This is a genomic window from Nocardioides sp. LHG3406-4, from assembly GCF_049897745.1.
GTDB lineage: Bacteria > Actinomycetota > Actinomycetes > Propionibacteriales > Nocardioidaceae > Nocardioides.
In genome coordinates, this window is record NZ_JAFCWV010000002.1 from 681,006 (window position 1) to 707,622 (window position 26,617).

30 protein-coding genes are annotated in these 26,617 nt (G+C 71.0%); 22 read left to right on the plus strand and 8 right to left on the minus strand.

Annotated features, from left to right (window positions below):
• Positions 1-10: 10 nt before the first annotated feature.
• From ACP7BP_RS09320 to ACP7BP_RS09365, 10 genes are all read left to right on the plus strand, one after another.
• Positions 11-766 (plus strand): GvpL/GvpF family gas vesicle protein, encoded by a 756-nt coding sequence (locus ACP7BP_RS09320; RefSeq protein ID WP_426244309.1) that lies wholly within the window; start codon positions 11-13, stop codon positions 764-766.
• Positions 766-1,008, plus strand: a complete 243-nt coding sequence (locus ACP7BP_RS09325; protein ID WP_426244311.1) for a gas vesicle protein GvpG — start codon at positions 766-768, stop codon at positions 1,006-1,008. Before ACP7BP_RS09320 ends, ACP7BP_RS09325 begins: the two co-directional genes overlap by 1 nt.
• 2 nt (positions 1,009-1,010) lie before the next feature.
• On the plus strand, positions 1,011-1,442 hold the full coding sequence (locus ACP7BP_RS09330; protein WP_426244312.1) for a gas vesicle protein: 432 nt from the start codon (positions 1,011-1,013) through the stop codon (positions 1,440-1,442).
• A gap of 2 nt (positions 1,443-1,444) precedes the next feature.
• Entirely contained in the window at positions 1,445-1,840 is a 396-nt protein-coding gene (locus tag ACP7BP_RS09335) for a gas vesicle protein (RefSeq protein ID WP_426244314.1), read from the plus strand.
• On the plus strand, positions 1,833-2,603 hold the full coding sequence (locus tag ACP7BP_RS09340) for a GvpL/GvpF family gas vesicle protein (protein WP_426244315.1): 771 nt from the start codon (positions 1,833-1,835) through the stop codon (positions 2,601-2,603). The genes ACP7BP_RS09335 and ACP7BP_RS09340 overlap by 8 nt, the downstream gene beginning before the upstream one ends.
• Positions 2,603-2,815 carry a gas vesicle protein gene (locus ACP7BP_RS09345; protein ID WP_426244316.1) on the plus strand — a complete coding sequence of 71 codons (213 nt, stop codon included), beginning with the start codon at positions 2,603-2,605 and terminating at the stop codon, positions 2,813-2,815. Before ACP7BP_RS09340 ends, ACP7BP_RS09345 begins: the two co-directional genes overlap by 1 nt.
• Positions 2,812-3,105, plus strand: coding sequence for a gas vesicle protein K (locus tag ACP7BP_RS09350; protein ID WP_426244317.1), 294 nt, complete (start codon positions 2,812-2,814; stop codon positions 3,103-3,105). The genes ACP7BP_RS09345 and ACP7BP_RS09350 overlap by 4 nt, the downstream gene beginning before the upstream one ends.
• 92 nt (positions 3,106-3,197) lie before the next feature.
• On the plus strand, positions 3,198-3,536 hold the full coding sequence (locus tag ACP7BP_RS09355) for a hypothetical protein (protein WP_426244319.1): 339 nt from the start codon (positions 3,198-3,200) through the stop codon (positions 3,534-3,536).
• A gap of 43 nt (positions 3,537-3,579) precedes the next feature.
• Complete coding sequence (locus ACP7BP_RS09360) at positions 3,580-3,813, plus strand: hypothetical protein (RefSeq protein WP_426244321.1); 234 nt, start codon at positions 3,580-3,582, stop codon at positions 3,811-3,813.
• A gap of 379 nt (positions 3,814-4,192) precedes the next feature.
• The gene (locus tag ACP7BP_RS09365; protein WP_426244322.1) at positions 4,193-5,017 is read left to right on the plus strand and encodes a mechanosensitive ion channel family protein; all 825 of its coding nucleotides are present in this window, start codon (positions 4,193-4,195) and stop codon (positions 5,015-5,017) included.
• A 56-nt stretch (positions 5,018-5,073) separates the two neighbouring features.
• On the opposite strand, the gene ACP7BP_RS09370 is transcribed toward ACP7BP_RS09365, so the two are convergent.
• Entirely contained in the window at positions 5,074-5,748 is a 675-nt protein-coding gene (locus tag ACP7BP_RS09370) for a phosphatase PAP2 family protein (RefSeq protein WP_426244323.1), read from the minus strand.
• 116 nt (positions 5,749-5,864) lie between these two features.
• Between ACP7BP_RS09370 and ACP7BP_RS09375 the strand changes: the two genes are divergently transcribed.
• The 7 genes from ACP7BP_RS09375 (at position 5,865) to ACP7BP_RS09405 (ending at position 11,685) form a co-directional block, all read left to right on the plus strand.
• Complete coding sequence (locus tag ACP7BP_RS09375) at positions 5,865-6,428, plus strand: HhH-GPD-type base excision DNA repair protein (RefSeq protein ID WP_426244783.1); 564 nt, start codon at positions 5,865-5,867, stop codon at positions 6,426-6,428.
• Positions 6,429-6,537: 109 nt separating this feature from the next.
• Complete coding sequence (locus ACP7BP_RS09380) at positions 6,538-8,031, plus strand: RNA polymerase sigma factor (protein WP_426244324.1); 1,494 nt, start codon at positions 6,538-6,540, stop codon at positions 8,029-8,031.
• Positions 8,032-8,044: 13 nt separating this feature from the next.
• The gene (locus ACP7BP_RS09385; protein ID WP_426244325.1) at positions 8,045-9,040 is read left to right on the plus strand and encodes a M28 family metallopeptidase; all 996 of its coding nucleotides are present in this window, start codon (positions 8,045-8,047) and stop codon (positions 9,038-9,040) included.
• Positions 9,041-9,155: 115 nt separating this feature from the next.
• Positions 9,156-9,320, plus strand: a complete 165-nt coding sequence (locus ACP7BP_RS09390; RefSeq protein WP_426244326.1) for a hypothetical protein — start codon at positions 9,156-9,158, stop codon at positions 9,318-9,320.
• A complete protein-coding gene (locus ACP7BP_RS09395; protein ID WP_426244327.1) occupies positions 9,317-10,402 on the plus strand; it encodes a hypothetical protein in 1,086 nt (361 codons plus the stop codon). Before ACP7BP_RS09390 ends, ACP7BP_RS09395 begins: the two co-directional genes overlap by 4 nt.
• Positions 10,399-11,025: a TetR/AcrR family transcriptional regulator gene (locus ACP7BP_RS09400; protein WP_426244328.1), complete on the plus strand. Its 627-nt coding sequence runs from the start codon at positions 10,399-10,401 to the stop codon at positions 11,023-11,025. Before ACP7BP_RS09395 ends, ACP7BP_RS09400 begins: the two co-directional genes overlap by 4 nt.
• Before the next feature lie 123 nt (positions 11,026-11,148).
• Complete coding sequence (locus ACP7BP_RS09405; protein ID WP_426244329.1) at positions 11,149-11,685, plus strand: hypothetical protein; 537 nt, start codon at positions 11,149-11,151, stop codon at positions 11,683-11,685.
• 10 nt (positions 11,686-11,695) lie between these two features.
• On the opposite strand, the gene ACP7BP_RS09410 is transcribed toward ACP7BP_RS09405, so the two are convergent.
• The 3 genes from ACP7BP_RS09410 to ACP7BP_RS09420 form a co-directional block, all read right to left on the minus strand.
• Positions 11,696-12,523: an EamA family transporter gene (locus ACP7BP_RS09410; RefSeq protein ID WP_426244330.1), complete on the minus strand. Its 828-nt coding sequence runs from the start codon at positions 12,521-12,523 to the stop codon at positions 11,696-11,698.
• 9 nt (positions 12,524-12,532) lie between these two features.
• Positions 12,533-13,015, minus strand: a complete 483-nt coding sequence (locus ACP7BP_RS09415; protein WP_426244331.1) for a DUF456 domain-containing protein — start codon at positions 13,013-13,015, stop codon at positions 12,533-12,535.
• Between the two features lie 78 nt (positions 13,016-13,093).
• The gene (locus ACP7BP_RS09420) at positions 13,094-13,348 is read right to left on the minus strand and encodes a DUF7455 domain-containing protein (RefSeq protein ID WP_426244332.1); all 255 of its coding nucleotides are present in this window, start codon (positions 13,346-13,348) and stop codon (positions 13,094-13,096) included.
• A 301-nt stretch (positions 13,349-13,649) separates the two neighbouring features.
• Here ACP7BP_RS09420 and ACP7BP_RS09425 point away from each other — a divergent pair, with 301 nt between their 5' ends.
• Complete coding sequence (locus ACP7BP_RS09425; protein WP_426244333.1) at positions 13,650-15,722, plus strand: DNA gyrase/topoisomerase IV subunit B; 2,073 nt, start codon at positions 13,650-13,652, stop codon at positions 15,720-15,722.
• A gap of 3 nt (positions 15,723-15,725) precedes the next feature.
• Here the strand turns inward: ACP7BP_RS09425 and ACP7BP_RS09430 are convergent, their stop codons facing one another.
• From ACP7BP_RS09430 to ACP7BP_RS09445, 4 genes are read right to left on the minus strand one after another with little or no spacing between them, the layout of a single operon-like run.
• Positions 15,726-16,220 (minus strand): beta-class carbonic anhydrase, encoded by a 495-nt coding sequence (locus ACP7BP_RS09430; RefSeq protein ID WP_426244334.1) that lies wholly within the window; start codon positions 16,218-16,220, stop codon positions 15,726-15,728.
• Between the two features lie 21 nt (positions 16,221-16,241).
• Positions 16,242-18,035, minus strand: a complete 1,794-nt coding sequence (locus ACP7BP_RS09435) for an MFS transporter (RefSeq protein ID WP_426244335.1) — start codon at positions 18,033-18,035, stop codon at positions 16,242-16,244.
• Complete coding sequence (locus ACP7BP_RS09440; protein WP_426244336.1) at positions 18,032-18,748, minus strand: LppX_LprAFG lipoprotein; 717 nt, start codon at positions 18,746-18,748, stop codon at positions 18,032-18,034. The genes ACP7BP_RS09435 and ACP7BP_RS09440 overlap by 4 nt, the downstream gene beginning before the upstream one ends.
• 4 nt (positions 18,749-18,752) lie before the next feature.
• Entirely contained in the window at positions 18,753-21,230 is a 2,478-nt protein-coding gene (locus ACP7BP_RS09445; RefSeq protein ID WP_426244337.1) for a DNA gyrase/topoisomerase IV subunit A, read from the minus strand.
• A 200-nt stretch (positions 21,231-21,430) separates the two neighbouring features.
• Between ACP7BP_RS09445 and ACP7BP_RS09450 the strand changes: the two genes are divergently transcribed.
• The 4 genes from ACP7BP_RS09450 to ACP7BP_RS09465 all read left to right on the plus strand — a co-directional run bounded on the left by ACP7BP_RS09450 (position 21,431) and on the right by ACP7BP_RS09465 (position 26,585).
• Complete coding sequence (locus ACP7BP_RS09450; protein ID WP_426244338.1) at positions 21,431-24,121, plus strand: GNAT family N-acetyltransferase; 2,691 nt, start codon at positions 21,431-21,433, stop codon at positions 24,119-24,121.
• 27 nt (positions 24,122-24,148) lie between these two features.
• The gene (locus ACP7BP_RS09455) at positions 24,149-24,772 is read left to right on the plus strand and encodes a sulfotransferase family 2 domain-containing protein (RefSeq protein WP_426244339.1); all 624 of its coding nucleotides are present in this window, start codon (positions 24,149-24,151) and stop codon (positions 24,770-24,772) included.
• Positions 24,773-24,870: 98 nt separating this feature from the next.
• A complete protein-coding gene (locus tag ACP7BP_RS09460; RefSeq protein ID WP_426244340.1) occupies positions 24,871-25,470 on the plus strand; it encodes a DUF5998 family protein in 600 nt (199 codons plus the stop codon).
• The gene (locus ACP7BP_RS09465) at positions 25,467-26,585 is read left to right on the plus strand and encodes an alkaline phosphatase family protein (RefSeq protein ID WP_426244341.1); all 1,119 of its coding nucleotides are present in this window, start codon (positions 25,467-25,469) and stop codon (positions 26,583-26,585) included. Before ACP7BP_RS09460 ends, ACP7BP_RS09465 begins: the two co-directional genes overlap by 4 nt.
• Positions 26,586-26,617: the final 32 nt, after the last annotated feature.

A 26,617-nucleotide genomic window follows, 5' to 3' on the forward strand; every position in this document is an offset into this window, starting at 1 on the left:
GACCGGGGCAGTGACCGTTCAGGACGTCAACCAGGACGTGGGGTGCTTCGTCTACGCCGTGGTGCGCGCGCAGGAGCGCCGCGCGCTGCCTGCCACCGGCGTGGACGGGGCTCCGCTCCGCTTGGTCGCTCACGGTTCGGTGGCCGCCGTGGTCAACGACATCGACATCGAGCGACCGCCCGGTCGGCGAGCGGACCTGCTGGCCTACAGCCGCGCGGTCGATGAGCTGCTGGCCGGGGGAGTGGTGGTGCCGGTGCGGTTCGGCTCCGTGCTTCCCGATGAGGAGGCGGTCCGTGAGGACTTCCTCGCACCGAACGAGGACTACTTCGCGGAGCTTCTCGACCAGCTCGAGGGGAGGGCCCAGTTCAACCTGACTGCCACCTACCGCGAGGGTGCCGCTCTGGCGGAGATCGTGGCCGCCGACCCCGTGGTGGCTGACCTCCGCCAGCGGACGCGAGATCTGCCCGAGGACGCCTCGTATGCTGACCGGGTCCGGCTCGGGGAGCTCGTCTCCCGGCACATCGACGCCAAGCGCGAGATCGACACCGACGAGCTGGTCGGCTCCGTCCTGCCGTTCGTCGCGGCACACCACCTGCAGGTCGGCGCGGGGCTCGATGTGGTGTTCGACCTGAACGTCCTGGTCGATGACCGCAACCGGGCGAGGTTCGAGCAGCACCTGGAGGACCTCGCCGAAGCCGTGCACGAGCGCATCGGCCTTCGGCTGGTGGGCCCGGTGGCACCCTACGACTTCGTGGGAGGTGTGTGATGGGCTTGCTGACAGGCCTGCTCGGGCTTCCACTGGCGCCGTTGAGGGGCACCATCGCGGCAGCGGAGCAGGTCCGCAAGCAGGCGGAGGAGCAGTTCTACGACCCGGCTGCCATCCGGGCCGCACTGGACGACGTGGACCGCCGGCGTGCCTCGGGTGAGTTGAGTGACGAGGAAGCCATGCAATGGGAGGACGAACTCATCGCCCGCCTCATGGTCGGACGCAGACGCTCGGAGGAGTGATCGTGGCAACGGAGAAGAACACCGCCTCAGGCGCAACGGCAGGCGCGAAGCGCGGCTCGGCCAAGCCGCAGCCCGCCAAGGCCAGCAAGACCTCCAAGGAGACGTCCACCGACCGGGCCGATGCGAGCAAGCGGCCCGTCAAGCGCGCCTCCGCGCCCCGAGCAGACGCACCCAAACGAGTGTCGGCCGGGGCCGTGGCCGCCCTCGCCGCGCGACAGCTGCTCGACCTCATCGGGAAGGAGTCGGAGGGGATCACCGGGCTCGAGCGCACCGAGGACGGCTGGACGGTCCTGGTGGATGTCGTCGAGCTGACCCGGGTGCCGAACACCACCGACGTCCTGGCCACCTACGAGGTCGAGGTGGACGAGCGCGGTGAGCTGTTGGGGTACCGACGCAGCCGGCGTTTCGTCCGTGGGACAGCCGGAGGTGAGTGACGGTGAGCGAGACGACGACCGATGACGCGAACCTCACCGCGTCCCGTCCGTTCGTGGCGCCGCTGGGTCAGGCATCCGCGCGCCCCCAGCCGGCGAACCTGGCGGACATCTTGGAGCGGGTCCTCGACAAGGGGATCATCATCGCCGGTGACATCAAGGTGAACCTGCTCGACATCGAGCTGCTCACCATCAAGATCCGGCTTCTCATCGTCTCGGTCGACAAGGCACAGGAGATGGGCATCGACTGGTGGCGCAACGACCCGATGCTGTCCACGAGCGAGAACGCACTGGCTGAGGAGAATCGTGCGCTCCGCGAGCGGGTCGAGGCCCTGGAGCAGGCCTCCGGCGACGCGGCCGGCTCCGGTCGGGGGGACCGGCAGGGGGGCAGTCGTGAGTGAGCTCGCGCGCTACCTCTACGCGATCACGCGCAACGTCGAGCCCTCGCGCCTGGCCGGCGCCATCGGGTTGGGCGGCGGCAGCCTCGAGATGGTGTCGCACCGGGGCCTCGCGGCGGTCGTGAGCGACGTCAGCCTCGACGAGTACGGCGAGGATGCGCTCCGGCAGAACCTCGAGCGACTGGAGTGGCTGGAGACGGTTGCCCGGGCGCACGACGCGGTGATCCGGGAGGTGGCTGCCGTCGGGCCGGTGGCGCCGTTGCGCCTGGCCACCATCTGCCTCGACGACGACGGCGTCCGCCATCGGCTCGATGAGTGGCACTTCGCGCTGGAGCAGGTGCTCGACCGGGTCGAGGGCCGCGAGGAGTGGAGCGTCAAGCTGTTCACGCCGCAGGTCCACCGTGAGCCGGAGCGTGCGGACGTCGGTGCCGGGGCCGGGCTGGGCGGGGCCGAGTACCTCAGGCGGAAGAAGGCCGCGACGCAGGCCCGGGAGGTCGTCGAGGAGGAGGCATCGCGCATCGCGCACGAGGTCCACGCCGCCCTGGCCGTGGAGTCGGTCGCCAGTCGGCAGCTGCCGGCCCAGGATCCACGTCTCACGGGTCACGCCGGGACGATGCTGCTGAACAGTGCCTATCTGGTCGAGGCGGACGAGGTCCCACGGTTCGCATCCCGGGTGCAGGCGATGGTCGAACAGCATCCGTCGATCGAGATCAGCTGCACCGGGCCGTGGCCGCCGTACTCCTTCGCGATGTTGGAGCAGCGATGATGAGCCTGGAAGAGCGGCCACCCCAGCCACCCGCCGTCGAGTCGCCTCAAGTGGGCCAGATCGCCTTGGTGGACCTGCTGGACCGGCTGCTCGGAACTGGCGTCGTGCTGGCCGGGGACATCGTGATCTCGCTGTCCGGAGTCGACCTGGTGCAGGTGCGACTTCACGCTCTCATCACGACCATCCGTGCGGACATGGTGACGCCGCGATGATGGAGACCCCCCGCCTGCTGCCACAACGCCTCGAGTCCAGCCCTGAGTCGGTCGAACGGGACCTCTTCAAGCTCGTGCTCACGATCATCGAGCTGGTCCGCCAGCTCATGGAGAAGCAGGCTCTGCGGCGTGTCGACGAGGGCGACCTGACCGAGGAGCAGATCGAGGGCCTCGGCACCGGTTTGATGCACCTCGAGCAGGCGATGGAGGACCTGAAGTCGCGGTACGACCTCACCGCCGAGGACCTCAACATCGACCTCGGACCACTCGGAAGCCTGCTGGCGCCATGAGCCGCGATCAGTCACGGCCTCGCGCCGCTCTCCCGGCTGAGCAGCCCCTGAGCACCCCGTGGCCCCGGTGGCAGGGTTGAGGCGGCGATCCCGTGCCGTGGCCCGATCCCCCCGAGACGGGTCGCCCCGGTCGCGAGGTGGACGGCGCCGCTGGCACGGCCGACGCCGGGTATCGCGTGCAGGACCTCGCGTCACTGCTGACGGTCATGGGATGTCAGTCGGTGGCCGAGCTGGACGTGATGATGTGCGGGTTCTTCGAGCTCGACCCCTGCGTCCTCGAAGCCACTCCCGAGCACGTCCTGGTGGTGATCTGGGACCGAGGCGTGGCGCTGCGGTTCCCCTTCACCGTCGAGGAGTTCTGGGGCACCGTCACCGAGCTCGAGGACGAGGTCCGGCAGCGGATCGAGGACGCGTCCGACCCTGAGGCATGAACCGACGCGGTACGCCGAGAGAACGACGACGAAGGAGGAAGTCATGGAGCAGCGCGAGTGGCAACAGGTCCGGCACGAGGTCCAGCACCAGCTGGTGGGGCACCTCCTCGAGCGCGTCGGCGAGGATGCCTATCCGTCGAGCACGATGCTCGACCTCATCGAGGAGACGATCGGTCCTGATGACGTCGCCGACTACGCCGAGGTCCTGATGCAGAAGATCCGCCAGGACAAGTATCCGAGCCTCGACCTCTTGAAGAGGGTGCACGGGCTGATCTGACCGGCTCCGGGCGCGGCGGCGGCCATTAGTGGAAGGCCCGGACCGAAGAGGTAGATCGGCTGAGCCGTCATGCAGAGAATTCGGCCTTGAGATTCGCGGGCAAGCGAACACCGGCGGACGGCCCCACGTGATCTTTTCTCCATATCGGACACGCGATGCATTCGGTGGTCGTCTCCGCGCGCACCGGTGAAGTGCTACCCACTTGGCCCATTCTCACGCACTAGATATCGGGACACTTGTGTGTTTTGGTTTATGTAATAAAAACATGCACGACACCCGTACGTCGGTGGCACAGAGCGTGCATACCGGGCCCGTGGGCGCCCACCGCGGGGAACCGGCACGCAGGCCCAGGTCGTCGGCTCTGCACACCGGAGGACCCATGAGAGACCAAGTGGAAGACGGCCTGCGGGACGGCATCAGCACCATCGCCGAGTTCCTGCCGAAGCTCGTGCTGTTCCTCATCATCTTGATTGTCGGCCTACTGATCGCCAAGGCGATCGGAAAGGCCGTGAATGCTCTCCTCGAGAAGGTCGGGTTCGACCGGGCGGTCGAGCGCGGCGGGGTGAAGAAGGCCCTGGAGAACTCCAAGATGGATGCCAGCGACATCGTCGGCAAGCTCGTGTACTACACGCTGATGCTCTTCGTCCTGCAGTTGGCCTTCGGCGTCTTCGGATCCAACCCGATCAGCGACCTGCTCTCCCAGGTGATCACGTTCCTGCCCAACCTCATCGTCGCCATCATCATCCTCGTCGTCGCCTCGGCCATCGCCGCGGGCGTCAAGAGCCTGGTCGAGGGGATGCTGGGTGGGCTGTCCTACGGCAGGGCCCTGGCCGCTGCCGCTTCCGTCTTCATCCTGTTCCTCGGCATCGTGGCCGCGCTCAACCAGGTCGGGGTGGCTACCACCGTGACCACTCCCGTGCTCATCGCGATCCTGGCCACTGTCGCCGGCGTGATCGTGGTCGGTGTGGGCGGTGGCCTGGTCAAGCCCATGCAGCACCGGTGGGAGGGCTACCTCACGAAGGCCGAGCTGGAGGCTCCGCGCATCAGGGCGGAGGCCGCCAGCGCCTCCGGCAGACGCGGCCAGTCATCAGAGGGGAAGTACCGGGCAGACCCCGCCGCCACGACCGTCAGTCCCTCCGCCGGAGCCACCGCGACCAGCGCCGACAACGACAACCCGTTGGGCGGCACCACCAGCAGGTACTGAGTGCTGTGGTCGACCGCGCAGGTCGGGGGACGCCCCTTCCCACCTGCGCGGTCCGTCTATGCGGCGGTGGAGGGCCTCCCCGAGCCCGAGCGACCCGGGAGCAGCACCCAGGCCACGCCGCCCAGCCAGGCCGTGGTGAACAGGAGGCTGGCGAGCACGTCGGTCGGGTGGTGGGCGCCCTGGTAGAGCCGGGCGACGGCGACGCACAGGGGGAGCAGGAGCAGCAGCCGGGCCCATCGCCGAGTGCGCGGGGCAGCCCACGCGAGCAGCAGTGCCGTGCCGCCGTACAGCGCCAGCGCCGTCGCGACGTGGCCCGACGGGAAGCTGTGGTCAGGCACGAGGCCAGGATCGAGGATCCTCACCGGCGGACGGTCCCTGGGGACGAGATGCGTGGCGACCAGGTAGATCGCGTAGACGCCCGACATCAGCACGGTGACGAAGATGGCCGGGCGCCAGGAGCGCTGCCATTGCGACCCTCCGGCGGCGACGAGGAGCGCCAGCGCGACGCCGACCCACGTGTCACCCGGGGTGCTGCCGGCGGTGGCGAGGGCGTCGAGGTCGCCGGAACGATGGGCGGCGAACCAGCGGGAGACGTCGTCGTCCCAGGGATCGACGGTCGACTCGAGGGGATGGGTCAGCAGCCAGCCGAGACCGACCACGGCGACCACGATGACGAGCCACCAGACGGCCAGGGTCCACGCGGCCGGGCGTCGTGCTCCCGCGTCCGTCACCCGATCACAGTTCCACACGTGGGGTGGCCCGGCCCGGGCGGCGTGGGTGCTCCGAGTGACGGCGGTTCGATGGAGCAGGAGCCGCGGTGACGCAGCGGTCGGGCAAGATGGGCGGCATGGGCTTCAACATCACCGGCGATCCTGCCGCCGACCAGATCCTCGACGAGTCACCCTTCGCGCTGCTGGCCGCGATGATGCTGGATCAGCAGTACCCCATGGAGCATGCGTTCCGGGGGCCCGCGAAGGTGGTCGACCGGTTCGGCAGCTTCGACCCGGCCGCGATCGCGGCCGCCGACCCGGAGGAGTTCGCGGCGATGGCCGCGGTGACGCCGGCGATCCACCGGTTCCCGGGATCGATGGCCGTCAGGCTGCAGGAGCTCGCCCGCATCGTCATGGACGAGTACGACGGTGACGCCTCGCGCATCTGGACCGAGGCGGCCGATGCGCGGGACCTCCTCAAGCGGATGGTGTCCCTCCCGGGCTTCGGGAAGCAGAAGGCACAGATCTTCGTGGCGCTGCTCGCGAAGCAGGTCGGGGTGCGTCCCGCCGGCTGGGAGGCCGTCGTGGGCGGCTACGCGGAGCCGGGCTACCGCTCGGTCGCCGACGTGGTGGACGCCGCGTCGCTGCAGAAGGTGCGGGACTACAAGAAGCAGAAGAAGGCCGAGGCGAGGGCCACCTGAGACCTCGGCGACGGGGGCATGCGCGAAGTCCTTGGCAGTCATGGCAGAATGACGAACGCGGCTCTTGACGTAACCGGGCCTTGCCGCGCCCCTTTGCCGTTCACGAGAGGTGTTCGTGTCTTCGAACGCACGCAAGTTGCTCCCCGCCGAGGTTCTTTCCCACCCTGCCGTCGCCACGCTGGTCGAGCGCGGATCCGCCTCGGGCACGGTCTCGCCTGAGGAGGTGCGCGCCGCCAGTGACGATGCCGCGGTCGAACCGCGTCACCTCAAGGCGTTGCTGACTCACCTGAGCGGCCTCGGGATCACCGTGGACGTCTCGGCGGCGAGCAGTCGCGTCGCGGCGGCCACGACCGCCCGCAAGACCACCACCGCCAAGGCGAGCAAGGCCTCGGGCACCAAGACGGCCGAGAAGAAGGCTGCCGAGCCGGCTGAGGCCAAGAAGGCTGCTGCCGACAAGGCACCGGCGAAGAAGGCCGCACCTGCGAAGAAGACCGCGGCCAAGAAGCCCACGGCCGCCGAGGCGGCCGCCGTCGGTCCCGACGGCAAGAAGCTGCTCCCCGACATCCCCGACGACCAGTTCGAGAAGGACGTCGCGACCGACCCGACGATCAAGGAGGACGAGAAGTCCGCCTCGTTCGTCGTCTCGGCGGCCGACGAGACCGACGAGCCGGAGCAGCAGGTCATGGTGGCCGGCGCCACCGCGGACCCGGTCAAGGACTACCTCAAGCAGATCGGCAAGGTGCCCCTCCTCAACGCCGAGATGGAGGTCGAGCTCGCCAAGCGCATCGAGGCGGGCCTCTTCTCCGACGAGAAGCTCGCCAAGGGCGGCAAGGTCAGCGCCAAGATCCACGAGGAGCTCGAGTGGATCGCGGAGGACGGCCGCCGCGCCAAGAACCACCTCCTCGAGGCCAACCTGCGGCTCGTGGTCAGCCTGGCCAAGCGCTACACCGGTCGCGGCATGCTCTTCCTCGACCTGATCCAGGAGGGGAACCTCGGCCTGATCCGTGCGGTCGAGAAGTTCGACTACACCAAGGGCTACAAGTTCTCGACCTACGCCACCTGGTGGATCCGGCAGGCCATCACCCGGGCCATGGCCGACCAGGCGCGCACGATCCGCATCCCGGTGCACATGGTCGAGGTCATCAACAAGCTGGCGCGCGTGCAGCGCCAGATGCTCCAGGACCTGGGCCGCGAGCCGACTCCGGAGGAGCTCGCCAAGGAGCTCGACATGACCCCCGAGAAGGTCATCGAGGTCCAGAAGTACGGCCGGGAGCCGATCTCGCTGCACACCCCGCTCGGCGAGGACGGCGACTCCGAGTTCGGTGACCTGATCGAGGACTCCGAGGCCATCGTGCCCGCCGACGCCGTGTCGTTCACGCTCCTGCAGGAGCAGCTGCACGCCGTCCTGGACACCCTGTCGGAGCGCGAGGCGGGCGTGGTCAGCATGCGGTTCGGCCTCACCGACGGGCAGCCCAAGACGCTCGACGAGATCGGCAAGGTCTACGGCGTGACGCGCGAGCGGATCCGCCAGATCGAGTCGAAGACGATGTCCAAGCTCCGCCACCCGAGCCGGTCCCAGGTCCTGCGCGACTACCTCGACTGAGCGTTCGCCGAACGTGAGAACCGCGCCCACCCCGCTCCTGCTGGGGCTGGGCGCGGTCCTGCTTGTGGGGTGCTCCAGCGAGACCGACGCCCGGCGCGAACCGACCCCGGACGCCGCATCGTCCTCCGCGGTCGCGACACCTACTCCACCGCCGTCTGCCAGCGAGTCCATGGATCCCCGGCCGGTGCCCGACCGCCCGCGACCGTTCGACGTGCGGGTCGCCCGCCGTACGGTCCAGCACCTGGCCGGCGAGATCGGGCCACGGCACGCCACCAGTCCGGCCTTCCGCGAGGCAGCGGCCTGGGTCACCGGACGGTTCGAGGGCCTGGGGATGCGGGTCCGCCAGCAGCGCGTCGAGACCCCGGGCGGCGTCTCGTGGGGCGTGCCCGTCGACGCCGGCGCCTCGGCGAACGTGATCGCCTCCAGCCCCGACTACGCGCCCGACCGCCCGCACCTGGTCGTGGGTGCGCACCTCGACACAGTCCCGCAGGCGCCCGGTGCCGAGGACAACGCCTCGGGCATCGGCGTGCTCCTGGGCGTCGCGAAGGCGATCCGGGAGCGGCCGACGCGGCTCCCGGTGGTCCTGGTGGCGTTCGGGGCCGAGGAGCCGCGCGGTGCGGGCGACGCGCACCATCACTACGGCTCCCGGGCGTACGTCGCCGCCCATACCGGCCGGGAGCGTCGGGCCGTGCGCGGGATGGTCTCGCTCGACCGGGTCGGGGTCGGCGCGGTCATGCCCCTCGGCTCCGCCGTCGAGGGCCCGGACCGGCCGGCCGACGTCGTGGCGCAGGCGGCGCAGCGCGCGGGCGTGCCGATCGTGCGTGATTCCAATCGGTCCAGCGACCACTGGTCCTTCGTCCGGTCGGGGATGCCCGGCGTCCGGCTCGGCAGCACGTCGTACGCCGCCTACCACTCGGCCTCCGACGTGCCCGGGGTCGTGGACGACCGGCAGCTCCGGCGGGCCGGGCGGGTCGTGCTGGCCTGGCTCGCCCCTGACTCACCGCGCTGACCCTTGACCCGGCCCGGGTGCGGGAGCAAGATGCGAACGAGAACTCGCATTCGTGTCTTCGTGGCCACTCGGGAGGTCCACTGTGTTCCGTCGCCCCACCTAGCTCACCAGACTCGTGGCCGCCGCGTCGGTCACCGCGGTCGCGGTGGCCGGCCTGCTGACCGGCGCGCCACCGGCGAGCGCCGACCCACTCCCACCCACCGCCGTGGCGATGGGCGACAGCTTCATCAGCGGCGAGGGCGCGGGCGACACGTCCCGGTTACCGATGCGGACGGAGTGAGCCAGAGCTTCCCGGGCTGGTCGGCCAGCAACGCCAATCCGTACTTCTGCCACCGCTCGGCCAACGCGTCCATCGCGACCGCCGACCTGCCGGGCATCGCGCAGCGGGTCAACATCGCCTGCTCCGGGGCGCAGCCCGCCGACCTGGCCACGCCGTCGGGGAGTCGCCCCGCGGGCCGCACCGTAGCCGCCCAGATCGATCAGCTGCGCTCGGTGGCCCGCACTGCCGACGTCGACCTGGTGCTGCTCGGCATCGGCTCGAACAACAGCCAGTTCACCTTCGGCAACGTCGCCGCCGAGTGTGCCGGGCGCTTCGTCGGTGACGGCTACACCGGGTGGTGGGAGGTCTGGATCCACCTCGTCAACTGGATCACCGGCGCGGAGCTCAACGAGAGCCCCTGCACCGACGCCGACCTGGCCACCCCGCAGCAGTTCCAGGCCGCACAGCAGGAGACGACCGACGCCGTACGCCAGGTCCTCGACGTGCTCGACGAGATCGACGCCGACGGGCAGCACCGCGTCGTGCTCCAGGACTACACCAACCCGCTGCCGCCGGCCTTCGCCGAGCAGTACCTCACCGAGGACGGCCGCAGCGACACCCGCGACAAGTACCGCGCGCTGGTCGACGAGCGGTACGCCGCGGGCTGCCCCGCCGACGTGGCGACCCTGGCGCCGGCCCAGCGGTTCTCCAGCAGCCTCGGCGCGATGGTCGCGGGAGCGGCCGCCACGCTCCAGGCCGAGCGGCCCGGCGCCGACCTGGCCTACCTCGACGTCCAGGGGGCCTTCAACGGGGCGCGGCTGTGCGAGGCACCCGGGAGCCCCGGCACCGCCCTGGCGACGCCCCTGCGGGTCATGGACGGCCCGAGCGGGGTCAAGGTCGAGAGCTTCGGCCCCTTCGACAAGCTGGACATCAAGCGGGTCACCGACACCTGCAAGAGCTACTACCAGACCTGCCAGGAGTCGTGGCACCCCAGCGCGGCCGGGCACCGCGTCCTCGGACAGTGCCTCTCGGCGGCGTGGACGCGCCCCGGTGGACGGTTCTCGTGCATCCGCTCCGGCTCGGGGGAGATCACGGTCTCGTGACGTCCCGGACACCCGCGGCGGGCCGCCGCGAGCCGCAGCAGGGCCGGTCGCGCGAGACGGTGGACCGCATCCTCACAGCAGCCGACCAGGAGATCGGCGAGGTGGGGCTCGCGGCCGCCAGCACGACCAGGATCGCCCGCCGGGCGGGGTTGTCTGTCGGTGCGCTCTACCGGTTCTTCCACGACAAGGACGCGATCGCCGTCGCCCTGGCGCGCCAGTACCTCCACGACGTCACGCAGCCGTACGTCGAGGCGATCTCGGGCCTGACCTCCCGCGGGCAGCTCGGAGCAGCCCTCGACCTGGTCGTCGACCGGGCGGCTGCGCTCCGGCTGGACCATCCCGGGTACTACCGGCTCACCGAGGAGCTGGCGCCCGAGCTCGACGACTCACCCGCACACCAGGTGCGCGAGCGGCTGATCGGCCTGTTCGTCGACGCCCTGGTCGCCTCGGGCGTCGACGAGCCGGAGGCCGACCTGCGGCGCGTGGTCGAGCTGTGCATCGAGACGGTGCGCCACACGCTCGTCCGCGCTCCGGTCGAGCCGGCGGAGCGGGAGGCAGTCGTCGCCGAGCTGAAGCGGATGCTCGCGTCGTACCTCACGGCGCGCGTGGGGGAGCTGGCCTGATCCGTCCGGGCCGAGGGGGAAACTGGCCCGTGTGACATGCGGCAAGCCCTCGGCGGCCGCAGTAGCCTCGGCAGGTGGTTGTGGCGACTCGGCCCCAACCGACCAGCGCGCTGGAGGCCCCTGATGCACATCATTCGACTCGCCACATCCGTCCTCGGAGCGACCGCGGCCGCCGGTCTGCTGGCCGCGCCCGCCTCGGCCGACGGAGTTCGCGTGCAGGATCCGGCCGACGCGACCGCCTCGAACTACGACGTGTCCAAGGTCGTCGTACGCCACGGCGGCAGCAGGCTGTTCGTGCGGGTGAAGTTCGCCGACCTGAACCCGCAGGGCAACTCCGGCATGTCGATCTTCATCGACACCGACAAGAGCCTGCGCGGGCCGGAGTTCCGGGTGGGTGCCGGACTGTTCGACGGCACCGACTACAACATCGGCACGATGACCGGCTGGCGCGACAACGAGGAGATCCTCGCCTGCGCGAGCGACCTCGACCTCAACTACAACCGCGAGACCGCCACCTACTGGGTCGAGCGCGCGTGCTTCGACGAGGTGGACCAGGTGCGGGTCGGCATCAAGGTGAAGGACGCCTACGACGGCTCGCACGTCGTCACCGACTGGGTGCCGACCCGGCGCGGCTTCACCGACTGGCTCGCCGCAGGCTGACCTGGCCGGTTCAGCCCGCGGCCACGAGCACGACGGCGAGCCCGCACAGCAGCAGCCCGAGTCCCTGGGTGCGGTGCACGCGCTCGCGGAGCACGACCACGGCCAGCAACACCGTGGCGGCGGGGTAGAGCGACGTGAGCACCGCGGCGACGGCGAGCAGACCTCGGTGCGAGGAGAGCAGGAAGGCCACGACGGCCAGGCTCGCGAGCAGGCCGGCCGCGGCGCCCCACCACTGACTCGCGGCGTACGGCACCCAGGCCTGCCGCAGCGCCGTGGACAAGGCCACGATGAACCCCATCGAGACCAGCTGGGTGAGCGCGAGCGGCCAGTAGCCGGCCTGGTCTCCGACCTGCCCGGTGGCCGAGAAGAGCACGCCGAAGCCGATGCCGGCGAGCACGCCGTCGAGCACGCCGACGCTCGACGCCGTGGACTCCGCCGGCTCCCGTGACACCAGCCAGATCGCCGGCGCCGCGGCGATGATGCCGACCCAGACCAGCGGGCTCGGCCGCTCGCCGCTGGCCACGCCCACCATGACCGGCAGCACGGCGGAGCCGACAGCCGAGATCGGGGCCACGACGCCCATCCGGCCCAGCGCCAGGCCCCGGTAGAGGAACGCGGAGCCCATGCCGCCGCCGACACCGGCCAGCGCGCCCCACGCCAGGTCGCCGGGTGCCGGGTCGCCGGGAAAGCCCAGGGCCAGCGCGACCGCTCCGAGGAGGGCGCCGGCGCAGGCGGTGAACGCCACCGGCCAGGCCGACGTACGCCGGGACGCGAGGCCCGCGACGAAGTCGGAGACGCCGTAGGACAGCGCGGAGACCAGGGCGAGCAGGACGGCCATCGACGCGTCCTAGGCGACGAAGGCGCCGACGGCCCAGGTGAGTGCTGCGAGCATGCCGGCGACCAGCTCGATCAGGATGCTGAGCCCGACGGCCTTGAGCGCGTGCTTGGTGGAGGGCCAGGCCCTGGCGCCGCCGACCCGGCCCCGCTCGGCGACGTAGATCCCGAGGACGAACCCGACGAAGAGGCCGATGACCGGGATCACGAAGAACCCCACGATGCCGACGACCCCACCGAGGAGCAACGTCGAGTTCGGGACTCCGTCCGCCTTGAGGCGACGCCCGGGGACGGCGTACTTCACGACCGTGCCGACGACGAGGAAGACCGCGGCGAGACTGAACACCGCCCACGCGGAGGTGGTCCCGACCGCGACGGCCCAGACCAGGATCGCGCCCAGCACGAGCACGGAGCCGGGCAGGACGGGCACGACGATGCCGGCCAGGCCGACCGCGATGGCCAGTGCCACGACGGAGGTCAGCAGGGTGTCGTTCACCGGGTCAGGGTGCCACAGACGCCGGACGGCCCCTGACCGTGAGGTCGGGGGCCGTCCGGGAAGTCGGTGGTCTGGACGTCAGTGCTCGCCCTCGGGTGCCGGGGCGGGCGTGTCGGAGAGCTTGTGCGTCTCGTCCACGACGGTCACAGCGACCTCGCGGAGTGCATCGGCGTGCTCGCGGGCGTGGTGCGCGCAGAACAGCAGCTCGCCACCACTCTGGAGCTCGACCCGGAGGTAGGCCTGAGCTCCGCAGCGGTCACAGCGGTCGGCCGCGGAGAGCGCGGGGGCACTGGGGGCAACGGCAGTAGTCACTTCGGCCTCGTTTCTCATCATCGTTGTCTGGCCCAACGTAGCCACCGGGACAAAGATTCCCGGCATCTGCTGAGTCCGACACCACAATCCAATCACGGAGACGTCTACCCGGTACCCGGTATCCCCAACCGTGGGACGCCGAATCTCCTGGCTCGCCCTCTGCTGGCGCTTTCCTGGCGCTCACCGTAGACCCGGCGCCCGCCTGGGGACGGCAGGCGTGCCTTGCCGCGCTCGCGGGCGTGTCGCGGGTAGGTTTGAGCCCTGGCTAAGGGCCTCGGACCGTGCCCGGGCCGTGACCGAATCGTGATGGGACAGGACGTACGTGGCAGCACCGACCGACACTTCTTACAACGCGGCACACCTCCTGGTGCTCGAGGGCCTCGAGGCGGTGCGCAAGCGGCCGGGCATGTACATCGGGTCCACCGACACGCGCGGGCTGATGCACTGCCTCTGGGAGATCATCGACAACGGTGTCGACGAGGCCCTGGCCGGCGCTGCGCACCGGGTCGAGGTCACCCTGCACCCCGACGACTCGGTCGAGGTGCACGACGACGGGCGCGGCATCCCGACCGACAAGGAGCCCAGGACGGGGCTGCCCGGGGTCGAGGTCGTGGCGACGAAGCTGCACGCGGGCGGCAAGTTCGGCGGCGGGTCCTACGTCGCCACCGGCGGCCTCCACGGCGTCGGGCTCTCCGTGGTCAACGCACTCTCGTTGCGGATGGACATCGACGTCGAGCGGACCCCCTCGGAGCAGGGGCTGAGCTTCCACCGGGGCGTGCCCGGGGTCTTCGACGGTGACGGGCCACACGCACCGTTCACGGCCAGGTCGGGGCTCTCCCGCAAGGGCAAGCGGGTCCCCAAGGGCAGGTCCGGCACCCGCATCCGCTTCTGGCCGGACCGGCAGGTCTTCACCAAGGACGCGACCTTCGAGTTCGAGGGGCTCCTCGGCCGCGCCCGGCAGACGTCGTTCATCGTGCCGGGCCTCGAGCTGGTGATCCGTGACCTGCGCGGCAACCAGCCCGTGGAGGAGAAGTTCCGTCACGACGGCGGCATCGCGGAGTTCGCCGAGTACCTCGCCCACGACGACCCGGTCACGGAGGTCCTGCGCCTGCAGGGCTCCGACACCTTCACCGAGACGGTGCCGCTGCTCGACGCAAGTGGCCACATGACGCCGCAGGAGGTCGAGCGTGAGCTCCAGGTCGACGTCGCCCTGCGCTGGGGCACGGGCTACGACACCGAGCTGCGCTCCTACGTCAACGTGATCGCCACGCCCAAGGGCGGCACCCACGTGAGCGGCTTCGAGGCGGCGGTCACCAAGACGTTCAACGAGGTGATGCGCTCCACCAAGGCGCTCAAGGTGGGAGACGCCGACGTCATCAAGGACGACGTCCTGGAGGGCATGACCGCCGTGGTCACGGTGCGCCTCGCGGAGCCGCAGTTCGAGGGCCAGACGAAGGAGATCCTCGGCACGCCGGCGGCGCGCAGCGTCGTACGCAAGGTGGTCGGTGGCGAGCTCAAGAGGTTCCTGACCTCCACCAAGCGGACCGACAAGGCCCAGGCCAAGCTGGTGATGGAGAAGGTCGTCGGCGCCTCCAAGACCCGCATCGCCGCGCGCCAGCACAAGGAGACGCAGCGCCGCAAGAACGCACTGGAGTCGTCGGCGCTGCCCGCCAAGCTGGCCGACTGCCGCTCCAACGACACCGAGCGCAGCGAGCTCTTCATCGTCGAGGGCGACTCGGCGCTCGGCACGGCCAAGCTCGCCCGCGACTCCGAGTACCAGGCCCTGCTGCCGATCCGCGGCAAGATCCTCAACGTGCAGAAGGCCTCGGTGGGCGACATGCTCAAGAACGCCGAGTGCGCCTCGATCATCCAGGTCGTGGGCGCCGGCTCGGGCCGCACCTTCGACATCGACTCCGCGCGCTACGGCCGGATCATCTTCATGGCCGACGCCGACTCCGACGGCGCGCACATCCGCTGCCTGCTGGCGACGCTGTTCTTCAAGTACATGCCAGAGCTGATCACCGCGGGCCGGGTCTTCACCGCCGTGCCCCCGCTGCACCGCATCGAGCTGTCCAACCCCAAGAAGGGGATGGACAAGTACGTCTACACCTACTCCGACGACGAGCTGCAGCGCCGGCTGGCCGAGCTGAAGAAGAAGAACGTCAGCTGGAAGGACCCCGTCCAGCGCTACAAGGGCCTGGGCGAGATGGACGCCGACCAGCTGGCCGAGACCACGATGGAGCCCCGCCATCGCACCTTGCGCCGGCTCACCGTCGACGACGCCGCGGTGGCCGCCGACGTGTTCGAGCTGCTCATGGGATCGGACGTCGCGCCGCGCAAGGAGTTCATCGTGCAGGGCGCCTACGAGGTCGACGTGGAGACGCTCGACGCCTGAGAGTCAGACGCGTCGGTCGACGCGTCCGTTGTCGACGTCGTACATGAAGCCGCCCACGTGCACGCTCTCGGGGATGAGCGGATGGGTGCGCACCGCCCGGACGTCGTCCTGGAGGGCCGCCATCTGGTCGGCGACCACGTGGAAGCGCTGCCAGGAGATGTCCTGCCCGGCTGAACGGGCGACGCGCTCGCGGATCTCCTCCTCGGTGTTGCTCGCCATGGCGCACCTGGTGTGGGGCATCACCAGGATCCGGTCGACGTTGAGCAGGTGGACGCCCAGCACCAGGGCCTCGAGCGCCTGGGGGGTCACCCGGCCGCCGGGATTGCGGAAGATCTTCGCGTCGCCGGCGGTGAGCCCGAACATCTGGAGCGGGTCGATCCGGGAGTCCATGCAGGTCACGATCGCGACGCCGGCACGGGCGAGGCCGTCGAAGCCGGCGAACGTGAAGTGCGCCGCGAACTCCTTGTTGGCGGTGAGCAGGTCCTCGAAGTCATCCACACAGGAACCGTATCCGACGGTTCAGTGACCAGAGAGGGCGTCTCGGGTGCTGATGCTGCCGACGCGGGCCTGGCGGAAGAGCACCAGGGCCAGCGCCCCGGCGATGGCCGCACACACCGCAGCCCCCAGGAACACCGTCTGCTCCTGGGCGATGCCTGCCTGCTTGAGCAGCAGGGTGAACTCCGGGCACCGGCTGCCGCCGTCGCAGACGTCGCGCACCGAGGGGAAGTCGGCCTGCTCGGAGTAGTAGCGGCGCAGCCCGATCACGGTGAGTGCCGAGATGCCCACGAGCATCCCGACCATCCGGGAGACCACCACCAGGGCGCTGGCCAGGCCGTGCACGTCGTCGTCGGTGTGTGCCAGCACGGCCGCATTGACCGGTGCCAGCGCCAGCCCGAAGCCCAGACCGCCGATCACCAGGCCGAGGTTGGCGTCCCAGTGCTCGAGCGTGGTGAGGTCCCAGCGGCTCATCAGCACGAACCCCACGGCAGCCAGAGCCATGCCCAGGGCGGTGGTCGGCCCGGCGCCGAGCGTGCGGCAGAGGTAGCCGCCGATCACCGCGCCGACGGGCAGCGCGACGAGGAACCTCACGAGCACCAGGGCGGCCATCAGCTGCGAGTCGGCGTAGGTGGTCGTCCGCGCGAAGAGCGGGATGTCGATCAGGGCGGCGATGAGCGCCGCCCCGACGAAGAAGCTGACCAGCAAGGCGCCCCAGGCAGGGGTACGACGCAACGCGCCGCGCGGGATGAGCGGGGCGTCGTCGCGACGCAGGTGCCAGCCGAGGAGCACGCCGGCGACCAGGGCGCCGAGGAGGTACCACAGGCCGTGGTCGGCGAAGACCTGCACCTTGGGGTCGGCCGTGGCGAAGGCCAGGATCACCCCACTGAGCGCGGCCGCCAATAGCAGTGACCCGGTGAGGTCGGCCTCTCGCATCGCCCCGACCCACCCGCGTACGTCGACCAGAGGTCGGCGCGCCGTGAGGCACCGGCCCAGGAACAGCACGGCCGCCGCCATCGCCACCACACCGACAGGGGTCAGCCACCGGCCGTCGCCGGTGAACGGCACGAACATCTCACCCCAGGTGAGGTCGCGCATCAGCGAGGGAGGACGGACGAAGACGACGGCGCCGGCGGCCAGCGTGATGACCAGCAGGGCACCGCCCACGATGTCGGGAGGCCCCTCGGCTGGTCGCACTCCGGGGGTCGCGGGCCCGATCGTCGCTCGACCGGTGCCCGACCGCATCGATCGCAGCGCCGCGGCCAGCACCAGCCCGACGGCCAGGTTGACCAGGAAGATCGCCCGCCAGTCGGCGGCGGAGAGCACCAGTGCCCCGAAGAGCGGGCCGAGCACCGACCCGATCTCCTGGACGGCCGAGACGACGCCCAGGGGGACGCCGCGCCGGTCGGCGGGGTAGAGGTCGGCGACCAGCGCGAGGGTGGCCGGCACCAGCCCGCCTCCGCCGACGCCCTGCAGGAACCGACCGGTGACCATGCTCGGCATGTCGTAGGCGAGCGCGGTGACCAGCGACCCGAACGCGAACACCACCAGCGCCATCACCAGCACCGGCAGCCGGCCGCGCAGGTCGGCGATGCGGCCGATGAGCGGCAGCATCGCGACGTACCCGAGCAGGAAGCCCGAGATCATCGGGGCGGCCCGCTGGAGCTGCTCGACCGGGATGCCGGCGGACGCCATCATGTCGGGGAGCGCGAGCACCACGACGTAGGTGTCGGCCGCCGCGAAGGCGACAGCGACCGCCGCCAGCCCGAGCAGCAGCCGCGAGCTCCTGCTCACCGCCGGGCCGGCCGCTGACGTCACGGCGCCGTGATCGACTGCTCGGTGCCGTAGTCGTCGAAGGTGACGGTGTAGGTCATCTCGTCCGAGTCGGGGTAGAAGACGCCGGTCAGCTCGGCCTCGCGCAGCTCGCCGTCGTCGGTGATGAGGTACGTCGCGTCGAAGGTCTCGCCCGACGCGCTCGGGATGACCTTCTTCATGGCGTCGCCGGGGATGGCCCCGGTGTAGCTGGTGAGCACCTCGCTGTTGTCGGCGCCGCCGCGCACGCTCTCGCCCTTCTCGATGGCCGTCGTGACCGGCAGCAGGGAGGAGAAGCCGTGGTCGGAGGTGATGAGTCCGGCGGGGTCGGGTGCGCCGTACTCGGCCGGGTCGACGTCGGAGTAGCCCGGGGTGAGCGGGATCTGGGCGTAGACCTTGTCGTCGACGGCGACGACCGGCACCTCGAACTCGGTGCCGGACAGCACCACCTTGATCGTCCCGTCGAAGGCCGGCGCCTTGGTCGCCACCCCGACCGCGCTGGTGATGCCGGTGACGCCGTCGGGAAGGTCGTCGGTGGTGAGGCTCAGCCGCAGGCCCGGGGTCTCGTCGAGGGTGCCCTTCGCCTGGTCCAGCACCTCGGCGGGGGTCGGCGCATCGGCCGCGGCCTTGTCGCCGTCGTCGCCGGTGCACGCCGCCACGACCAGGGCCACCAGGACCGCGAGCAGGATCGCGAGGGTACGGCGCAGGGGATGCCTCATCCGACTAGCCTTCCACACCAGCGGTGACCCCTACCTGCGTCGACACGGGCCCGGCACAGGCTGCGATCGGCTGGGAGCCCGGCACTCCGGACCCGTCGCGCCGGCCGGTGGGCTCGGGCAGCTCGATGGGGGTGCCGCTCGACGCGGCCGCGCGCGCCGGAGCGGCCCCGGCCCACGCGAAGACGAGGGTGTCCTCGCCCTTGAGGAACCGGTGGCAGCGCACGCCACCGGTGGCCCGCCCCTTGGGCGGATACTCACTGAACGGTGCCACCTTGACGGCGCCGGGCTCGGTGCCCGGCAGGGCCGTCGACGAGCCCGAGGACGTGACGACGACCGAGTCGGCCGGGTCGAGGGCACCGAACCAGACGACCCGCTCACCGGACGTCACGCGCACCCCGGCGATGCCGCCACCCGACCGGCCCTGCGGGCGGACGGCGTCGGCGCCGAAGTGCAGCAGCTGGGCGTCGCTGGTGATGAAGCACAGGGTCTCGTCGCCGGTCGTCAGCTCGACCGCCCCCACGACCTCGTCGTCGTCCTTGAGCCCGATCAGGTCCCACTCGTCCTTGCCGAGCACCTCGGGGTTGACGCGCTTGACCACCCCGGCGCGGGTGCCGAGGGCGAGTCCGGGCCCGTCGGTGGGCAGCGACGTCAGTGCGAGGGCACGCTCGCCCACGTCGAGCGAGAGCACCTCGGTGAGGGGCAGGCCGCCCTGGAGGTTGGGGTCGTTGGCCGACGCGGGCAGCTCCGGCATGTCGAGCACGCCCAGCCGGAGCACCCGGCCCCGGGAGGTCACCACGCCGATGTCGCCGCGGGCGGTGGTGCGCACGACCGAGACCACCACGTCGTGGTTGGCCCGGCCTCCGCCCGTCCCCGGCGCCTCGGCGGTCGACGACCTCGCCAGGAGGCCGGTGGAGGAGAGGAACGCGAAGCACGGGTCGTCGGCGACCTCGAGCGCGCTGGACGCCGCCGCCGTCACCGTCGTGCCGGCGGAGGCGAGCAGGACGGTGCGGCGCGGAGTGCCGAAGGTCTTCGCGATCTCGGCCAGCTCGTCGGAGACGACCTTCCTGAGCAGGCCGTCGTCGCCGAGGATCGCGTCCAGCCGCTCGATCTCGCGGTCCAGCTCGTCCTTCTCCTTGTCGAGCTCGAGCTTGGAGAACCTGGTGAGGCGGCGCAGCGGCATGTCGAGGATGTAGTCGGCCTGGATCTCGCTGAGCTCGAAGACGGAGATGAGACGCGCCTTCGCCTCCGCGGAGTTGTCGCTCGACCGGATCACCTGGATGACCTCGTCGATGTCGAGGATCGCGATGAGCAGGCCCGCGACGAGGTGCAGCCGGTCGGCGGCCTTGCCCCGGCGGAACACCGTGCGGCGGCGTACGACCTCGAAGCGGTGGCCGAGGAAGACCTCGAGCATCTCCTTGAGGCCGAGGGTGCGGGGCTGCCCGTCGACCAGGGCGACGGCGTTGATGCCGAAGGACTCCTCCATCGGGGTCTGCCGGTAGAGCTGCTCGAGGAGGGCCTCGGGCACGAAGCCGTTCTTGACCTCGATCACCAGCCGGAGCCCGTGGTTGCGGTCGGTGAGGTCGCGGAGGTCGCTGATGCCCTGGATCTTCTTGGCCTGGACGAGGTCCTTGACCCGGGCCTGGATGCGCTCGGGACCGACGCCGTACGGCAGCTCGGTGACGACGATGGCCTTGCGCCGGCCGATGGTCTCGATGCGCGCCGTGGCCCGCATGCGGAACGAGCCGCGACCCGACTCGTAGGCGTCGCGGATGCCGTCGAGGCCGACGATCTTGCCGCCGGTGGGCAGGTCGGGGCCGGGGATGAACCGCATCAGGTCGTCGACGCCGGCCTTGGGGTGGGTGATCAGGTGGCGCAGCGCCTGCACGACCTCGACCAGGTTGTGCGGCGCCATGTTGGTGGCCATGCCGACGGCGATCCCGGTGGCGCCGTTGACGACCATGTTGGGGATCGCCGCGGGCAGCACCGACGGCTCGAGCTCGCGGCTGTCGTAGTTGGGCTTGAAGTCGACGGTGTCCTCGGCGATGCCGGCGGTCATCGCGACCGCCGCGGGAGCCATCCGGCACTCGGTGTAGCGCATGGCGGCGGGTACGTCGTCGGGTGCGCCGAAGTTGCCGTGCCCGTCGATCATCGGCAGCCGCATCGACCACGGCTGCGCCATCCGCACGAGCGCGTCGTAGATCGCGCCGTCGCCGTGCGGGTGCAGCCGGCCCATGACCTCGCCGACGACGCGGGCGCTCTTGACGTGGCCGCGGTCGGGCCGCAGGCCCATGTCGTTCATCGTGTAGAGGATCCGACGCTGCACCGGCTTGAGACCGTCGCGGGCGTCGGGCAGGGCCCGGGAGTAGATGACGGAGTAGGCGTACTCGAGGAAGGAGGCGCGCATCTCGTCGCCGACGTCGATGTCGAGGATGTGCTCCTCGAAGTCGTCGGGAAGGGGTTGCTTCGTCGTACGCCGCGCCATGGTCCGCATTCTTCACGGTCGCGCCGACGCTTCGGTGGCGGGCTCGCCGTCGCCTGCCGGCTCGTTGGGTGTCGGGAACCCCGGGTAGCCGGGGATCCCGACGGGAAATGACCCTCGCAGACACCACATCCGGGCCGGTTGGGGCCTCCTTCGTCTCAGCACTGGCCCATGGCTGCCCCCCGGACCGATAGATTTCATCCGTGCCCACCCAGACCTCCGCTCCGCGTCACTGGGAGGCCGACGTGCTGCTGCGCGACGGCCGCACCGCCCACATCCGGCCGATCCGGCCCGACGACGCGGAGCTGCTGGTCGACTTCTACGCCCGGGTGTCACCGGAGTCGAAGTACTACCGGTTCTTCTCGCCGATGCCGGAGCTCTCCGCCAAGGACGTCAAGCGCTTCACGCAGGTCGACTACACCGACCGGGTGGCGTTCATCTTGACCATCGGCGGCGAGATGATCGCGGTGGGCCGCTACGACGTCGTGAAGCCGGGCGTGGCGGAGGTCGCCTTCCTCGTCGAGGACCGGCACCAGGGCCGGGGCATCGGGCAGCTGCTGCTCGAGCACCTGGCCCAGGCCGGTCGCGAGCGTGGGGTGGAGCGGTTCGTGGCCGACATCCTGCCCGACAACCACGCGATGATCCGGACCTTCCGCGACGCCGGCTACCAGATCGCCAGCGAGTACGACGACGGCGTCATGGGCCTGGTCTTCGACATCGACCCCACCGACACCGCTCTCGGCGTCATGGAGCAGCGCGAGCACCGCGCCGAGTCGGCCTCGATCGAGAAGTTCTTCAACCCCCGCTCCGTCGCGGTGATCGGCGCCAGCCGGCGCCAGGACACCATCGGCCGGGCTCTGGTGCGCAACCTGGTGATGGGCGACTTCACCGGACGCGTCTACGCCGTGCACCCCAGCGCCGACGCGGTGTCCGGCCTGCCGACGTACCCCACCGTCTCGGAGATCCCCGGCGACGTCGACGTGGCCATCGTCGCGGTGCCGGCGGAGGCGGTGCACGACGTCGTGCTCGACTGCGCGGCCAAGGGGGTGCACGGCCTGGTCGTCATCTCGTCGGGATTCGCCGAGACGGGCGACGAGGGTCGGCGGCGACAGCGGCGGCTCGTCGGCCTCTCCCGCTCCTACGGACTGCGGCTGATCGGCCCCAACGCGCTCGGAGTCATCAACACCGACCCGGAGGTCGCGCTCAACGCGTCGCTGTCGTCGGTGATGCCGCCCCGCGGTCGCGCGGGGTTCTTCTGCCAGTCGGGTGCCCTGGGGTCGGCGATCCTCGAGAAGGTCAACAACCGCGGCCTGGGCCTCTCGACGTTCGTCAGCGCCGGCAACCGCGCCGACGTGTCCGGCAACGACCTGCTGCAGTACTGGGAGAAGGACGACTCCACCGAGGTCGTGCTGCTCTACCTCGAGTCGATCGGCAACCCGCGCAAGTTCTCCCGCATCGCGCGTCGGGTCTCGCGCCGCAAGCCGGTGATCGCGGTCCGGTCGGGCCGCACCACCCAGGGCGTGCCGATGGGGCACGCCGTACGCAAGATCGCCGCGCCGCAGCAGGCGGTCGACGCCATGTTCCGCCAGGCCGGCGTGATCCAGGTCGACACGCTCGACGAGATGTTCGACGTGGCCCAGCTGCTGGCCCACCAGCCGCTCCCGCGCGGACGGCGGGTCGCGGTGGTCGGCAACTCCGACGCGCTCGGCCTGCTCGCCACCGACGCCGCCGCGGCCGTCGGGCTCGTCGTCAACAAGCAGGTCCCGCTCGGTGCCGACGCCAACGCCGAGGACTTCGAGGATGCGCTGGACGCCGCCATCGACGACCCCGAGGTCGACGCGGTCGTGGCGATCTACATCCCGCCCCTCAACGTCTCGGGCGAGGACGTCGCCAACGTGCTGGCCGCCGTGGGGGAGCAGTCCGACAAGCCGCTCGTCACCACGTTCCTGGGCGCCGAGGGCGTCCCGGAGCTGCTGCGGGTGCCCGACGTCGCCGGTTCGACGGCCGGCCGCGGCTCGGTGCCGTCGTACCCCGCGGTCGAGGCGGCGGTGCGAGCGCTCGCCAGGGTCGTGAAGTACGCCGTGTGGCGGGGCACCTCCGACACGCAGTCGGCCGACGCGGACCCGGTGGACCGGGTGGGCGCCAAGCGGCTGGTCGCCGAGCTGCTCGCCCGCCACCGCGAGGGCCACGACCTGAGTCACGATGAGGCACGAGCGCTGCTGGGCGCCTACGACGTCGACCTTTGGGAGACCCTCACGGTCACCACCGAGGAGGAGGCGCAGGCCGCGGGGGAGCAGCTCGGCTGGGACGTCGTGCTCAAGGCGACCGCCGACCACCTGCGCCACCGGCCGGACCTGGCCCACGTGTGGCGCAACATCGACGACAGCACCGAGATGGCCCACGCGTGGAGCACCCTCAACCAGGTCATCACCGACCCGGCCAACGCGGGCTTCGTGGTGCAGAAGAACGCAGCCCCCGGCATCCCCGTCAGCCTGGCCAGCATGGAGGACCCGCTGTTCGGGCCGGTCATCTCGTTCGGCATCGGCGGCCCGCTCACCGAGCTGCTGGGCGACCGCGCGTTCCGGATCCCGCCCCTGGCCGACCACGACGCCCGGGACATGGTGCGGGAGATCAAGGCCGCACCGCTGCTCTTCGGCTACCGCGGCAGTGAGGTCGTCGACGTGGCCGAGATCGAGCGCATCGTGCGGCGCGTCGCCCAGCTGCAGCACGACCTGCCCCAGATCCGTGCTCTCGACCTGCCGCTGATCCTCGCCGGCGCGGGTGGGGCGACGGTGCTCGGCGCCACGATCCGCATCGAGCCGGTGGTCGACCCGCGGTCCGACTGGTTCGTCCGCCGGCTGAGCACGATGCCCGGCGACACGCTGCCCGACTGAGGCAGGCCCTCGCACTAGGCTCGGACCGTGCTGGTCTCCGACGCCCACCGCTTCCTCTTCGTGCACGTCCAGAAGACCGGCGGCGTCACCATCGACGGCCTGCTCCGGCCGCAGCTGCCCGACGCCCGGTCGCTCGACGGGATGACCCGCCACGCCCGGCTGGAGCAGATCCTGACCGCCGAGCCCGGACTGGGCGACTACTGGATCGCCGGAGTCGTCAGGAACCCGTGGGCGAGGCTGCTGTCGTGGTGGAGCATGGTCGAGCGCTTCCGCGACCTCGCGGAGCAGGGGGCGCCGAAGGCGCAGGCCTTCCTGTCGGGCAAGGGCTTCCTGGCCGTCGTCGCCCGGGAGTACGCCGACTTCGAGTCCTTCGTGCTGCGCGGCACGCACGAACGGCCGCGCCTGCAGACGCCTCAGGTCGCCTACCTCACGACGCAGGCGCGGCGTGCGGACTTCATCGGCCGCCAGGAGACCTTCGACGCCGACGTCGCCACGATCGTCGCCCGGCTGGGCCTCCCTCCGGTGCCGCAGGTGCCGCGAGTCAACGCCTCGGCCCCGCGCGACCACCGGGACGCCTACACACCCCATATGCGGGACCGGGTCGCCGAGGTCTTCGCCGCCGACGTCGAGGCGTTCGGCTACTCGTTCTGACGGCCGGGCGCCGTACCGGGTGCTGCGCGGGCCCCGCGGGACCCGTGGGCTCGCGCTGGGTGAGGGCCTGCTCGGCGCACCGTGACAGACTGCGTGGCATGCGCAGCAAGACCGCCGACCACACGCCGGACGACAAGGACCACGCCCGCGAGCTACGGGGTGCGATCGACCGCACCGGCTACTACCCCGAGGTCGTGGCCGACGGGGTCTTCGCGGCGGTGGCGGGCGAGGATGTCGCGTCCTACTACGTCCACCACGAGCCCACGTTCGAGCGCGACGAGGTACGCCGCCACCTCACCGTGGTCGTGCTGACGCCGACGCGCCTCGTCCTGGCCCACACCGACGAGCACCCCGGTGACGACCTGCTGCCCGAGCCCTACACGTCGACCTCGACCGAGGCGATCGCCCTGTCGTCGGTGCGCTCGGTGGTCGTGACCCGGATGGTCGCCAACCCCACGAGCGGCCCGGCCCCGGCGGCGGAGGCCGTGCTGACCATCGGCTGGGGCGGCGTGGGCCGCATCGACCTGGAGCCGGCCGACTGCGCCGACCCGGACTGCGATGCCGACCACGGCTACACCGGCGTGCTCGCCGGCGACGACTTCTCGCTGCGTGTCTCCGCGGCCGCCGACGGCAACGACGCCGTGGCCGGCCTGCTCGGCTTCGCCGAGGCGCTGTCCGCCCGCACCCGCGGGGCATGACGGAGTTCGTCGAGCCGGCCTACGGGGAGCGCTCTCTCGGTGACGTGGTGCCGGCCATCGCGGCCGCTCTGGGACACCCGCTCGGCGAGCCACCCACCCGGCTCACGCTGCCCGACGCGCCGTCGTACGTGCTGTTCCTCATCGACGGGCTCGGGGCCGAGCAGCTGCGGCGCTACTCCCACTCCGCGCCCTTCCTCTCCGCACTGCTCGAGGAGCAGCAGCACGGCACCGCCGGCGTGCCGTCGACGACCGCGACCAGCCTGACCTCGCTCGGCACCGGCCTGACCCCGGGCGCGCACGGGGTGGTGGGGTTCACCTCTCGCATCCCGGGCACCGACCGGCTGCTCAACGCGCTCTTCTGGGCCAAGGACGTCGACCCGGTCGAGTGGCAGCCGCACCCCACCGCCTTCTCCCGCCTGGTCGCCAACGGGGTGGCCACCACCGTCGTCAACAAGCGCGACTTCCGGGGCAGCGGGCTCACCCTGGCCGCTCATCGGGGGGCCGACTACGTCGGTGCCGACCGGGTGGGCGAGCGGATCGCGGGAGTGCTCGCCGCCGCCTCGGCCAGCCCGTCGCTCACCTACGTCTACGACAGCGACCTCGACTGGACCGGTCACCGGTTCGGAGTCGCCTCGACGCCGTGGCTGCAGCAGCTCTCGATGGTCGACGCCGAGGCCGAGCAGCTGCGCGAGGCGCTCCCGCCGGCGACCCGGCTGCTGGTCGTCGCGGACCACGGCATGGTCGACAGCCCGCCCGAGGCGCGCGTGGACGTCGACGAACGGCTCGAGCTGCGCGACGGGGTGGCCCTTCTGGGCGGCGAGGCGCGCTTCCGGCACCTCTACTGCGCCCGGGGGGCCGTCGACGACGTGGTGGCCACCTGGCGCGGGGTGATGGGCGAGCGGGCCGACGTACTCACCCGTGACGAGGCCGTACGCCGCGGCTGGTTCGGGGCCCTGAGCCCCGCCGTACGCCCGCGGATCGGCGACGTGCTGGTCGCGTGTCGCGGCGACGCCGCGGTGGTGTCCACGGTCGACTTCGCCTACGAGAACACGCTGGTGGGGCTGCACGGGTCGCTCACGCCGGCGGAGATGCTGATCCCGATCCTGGTCAGCTGAGCCTCACGGGGCGTTCTTGCGCTTCTCGGGGG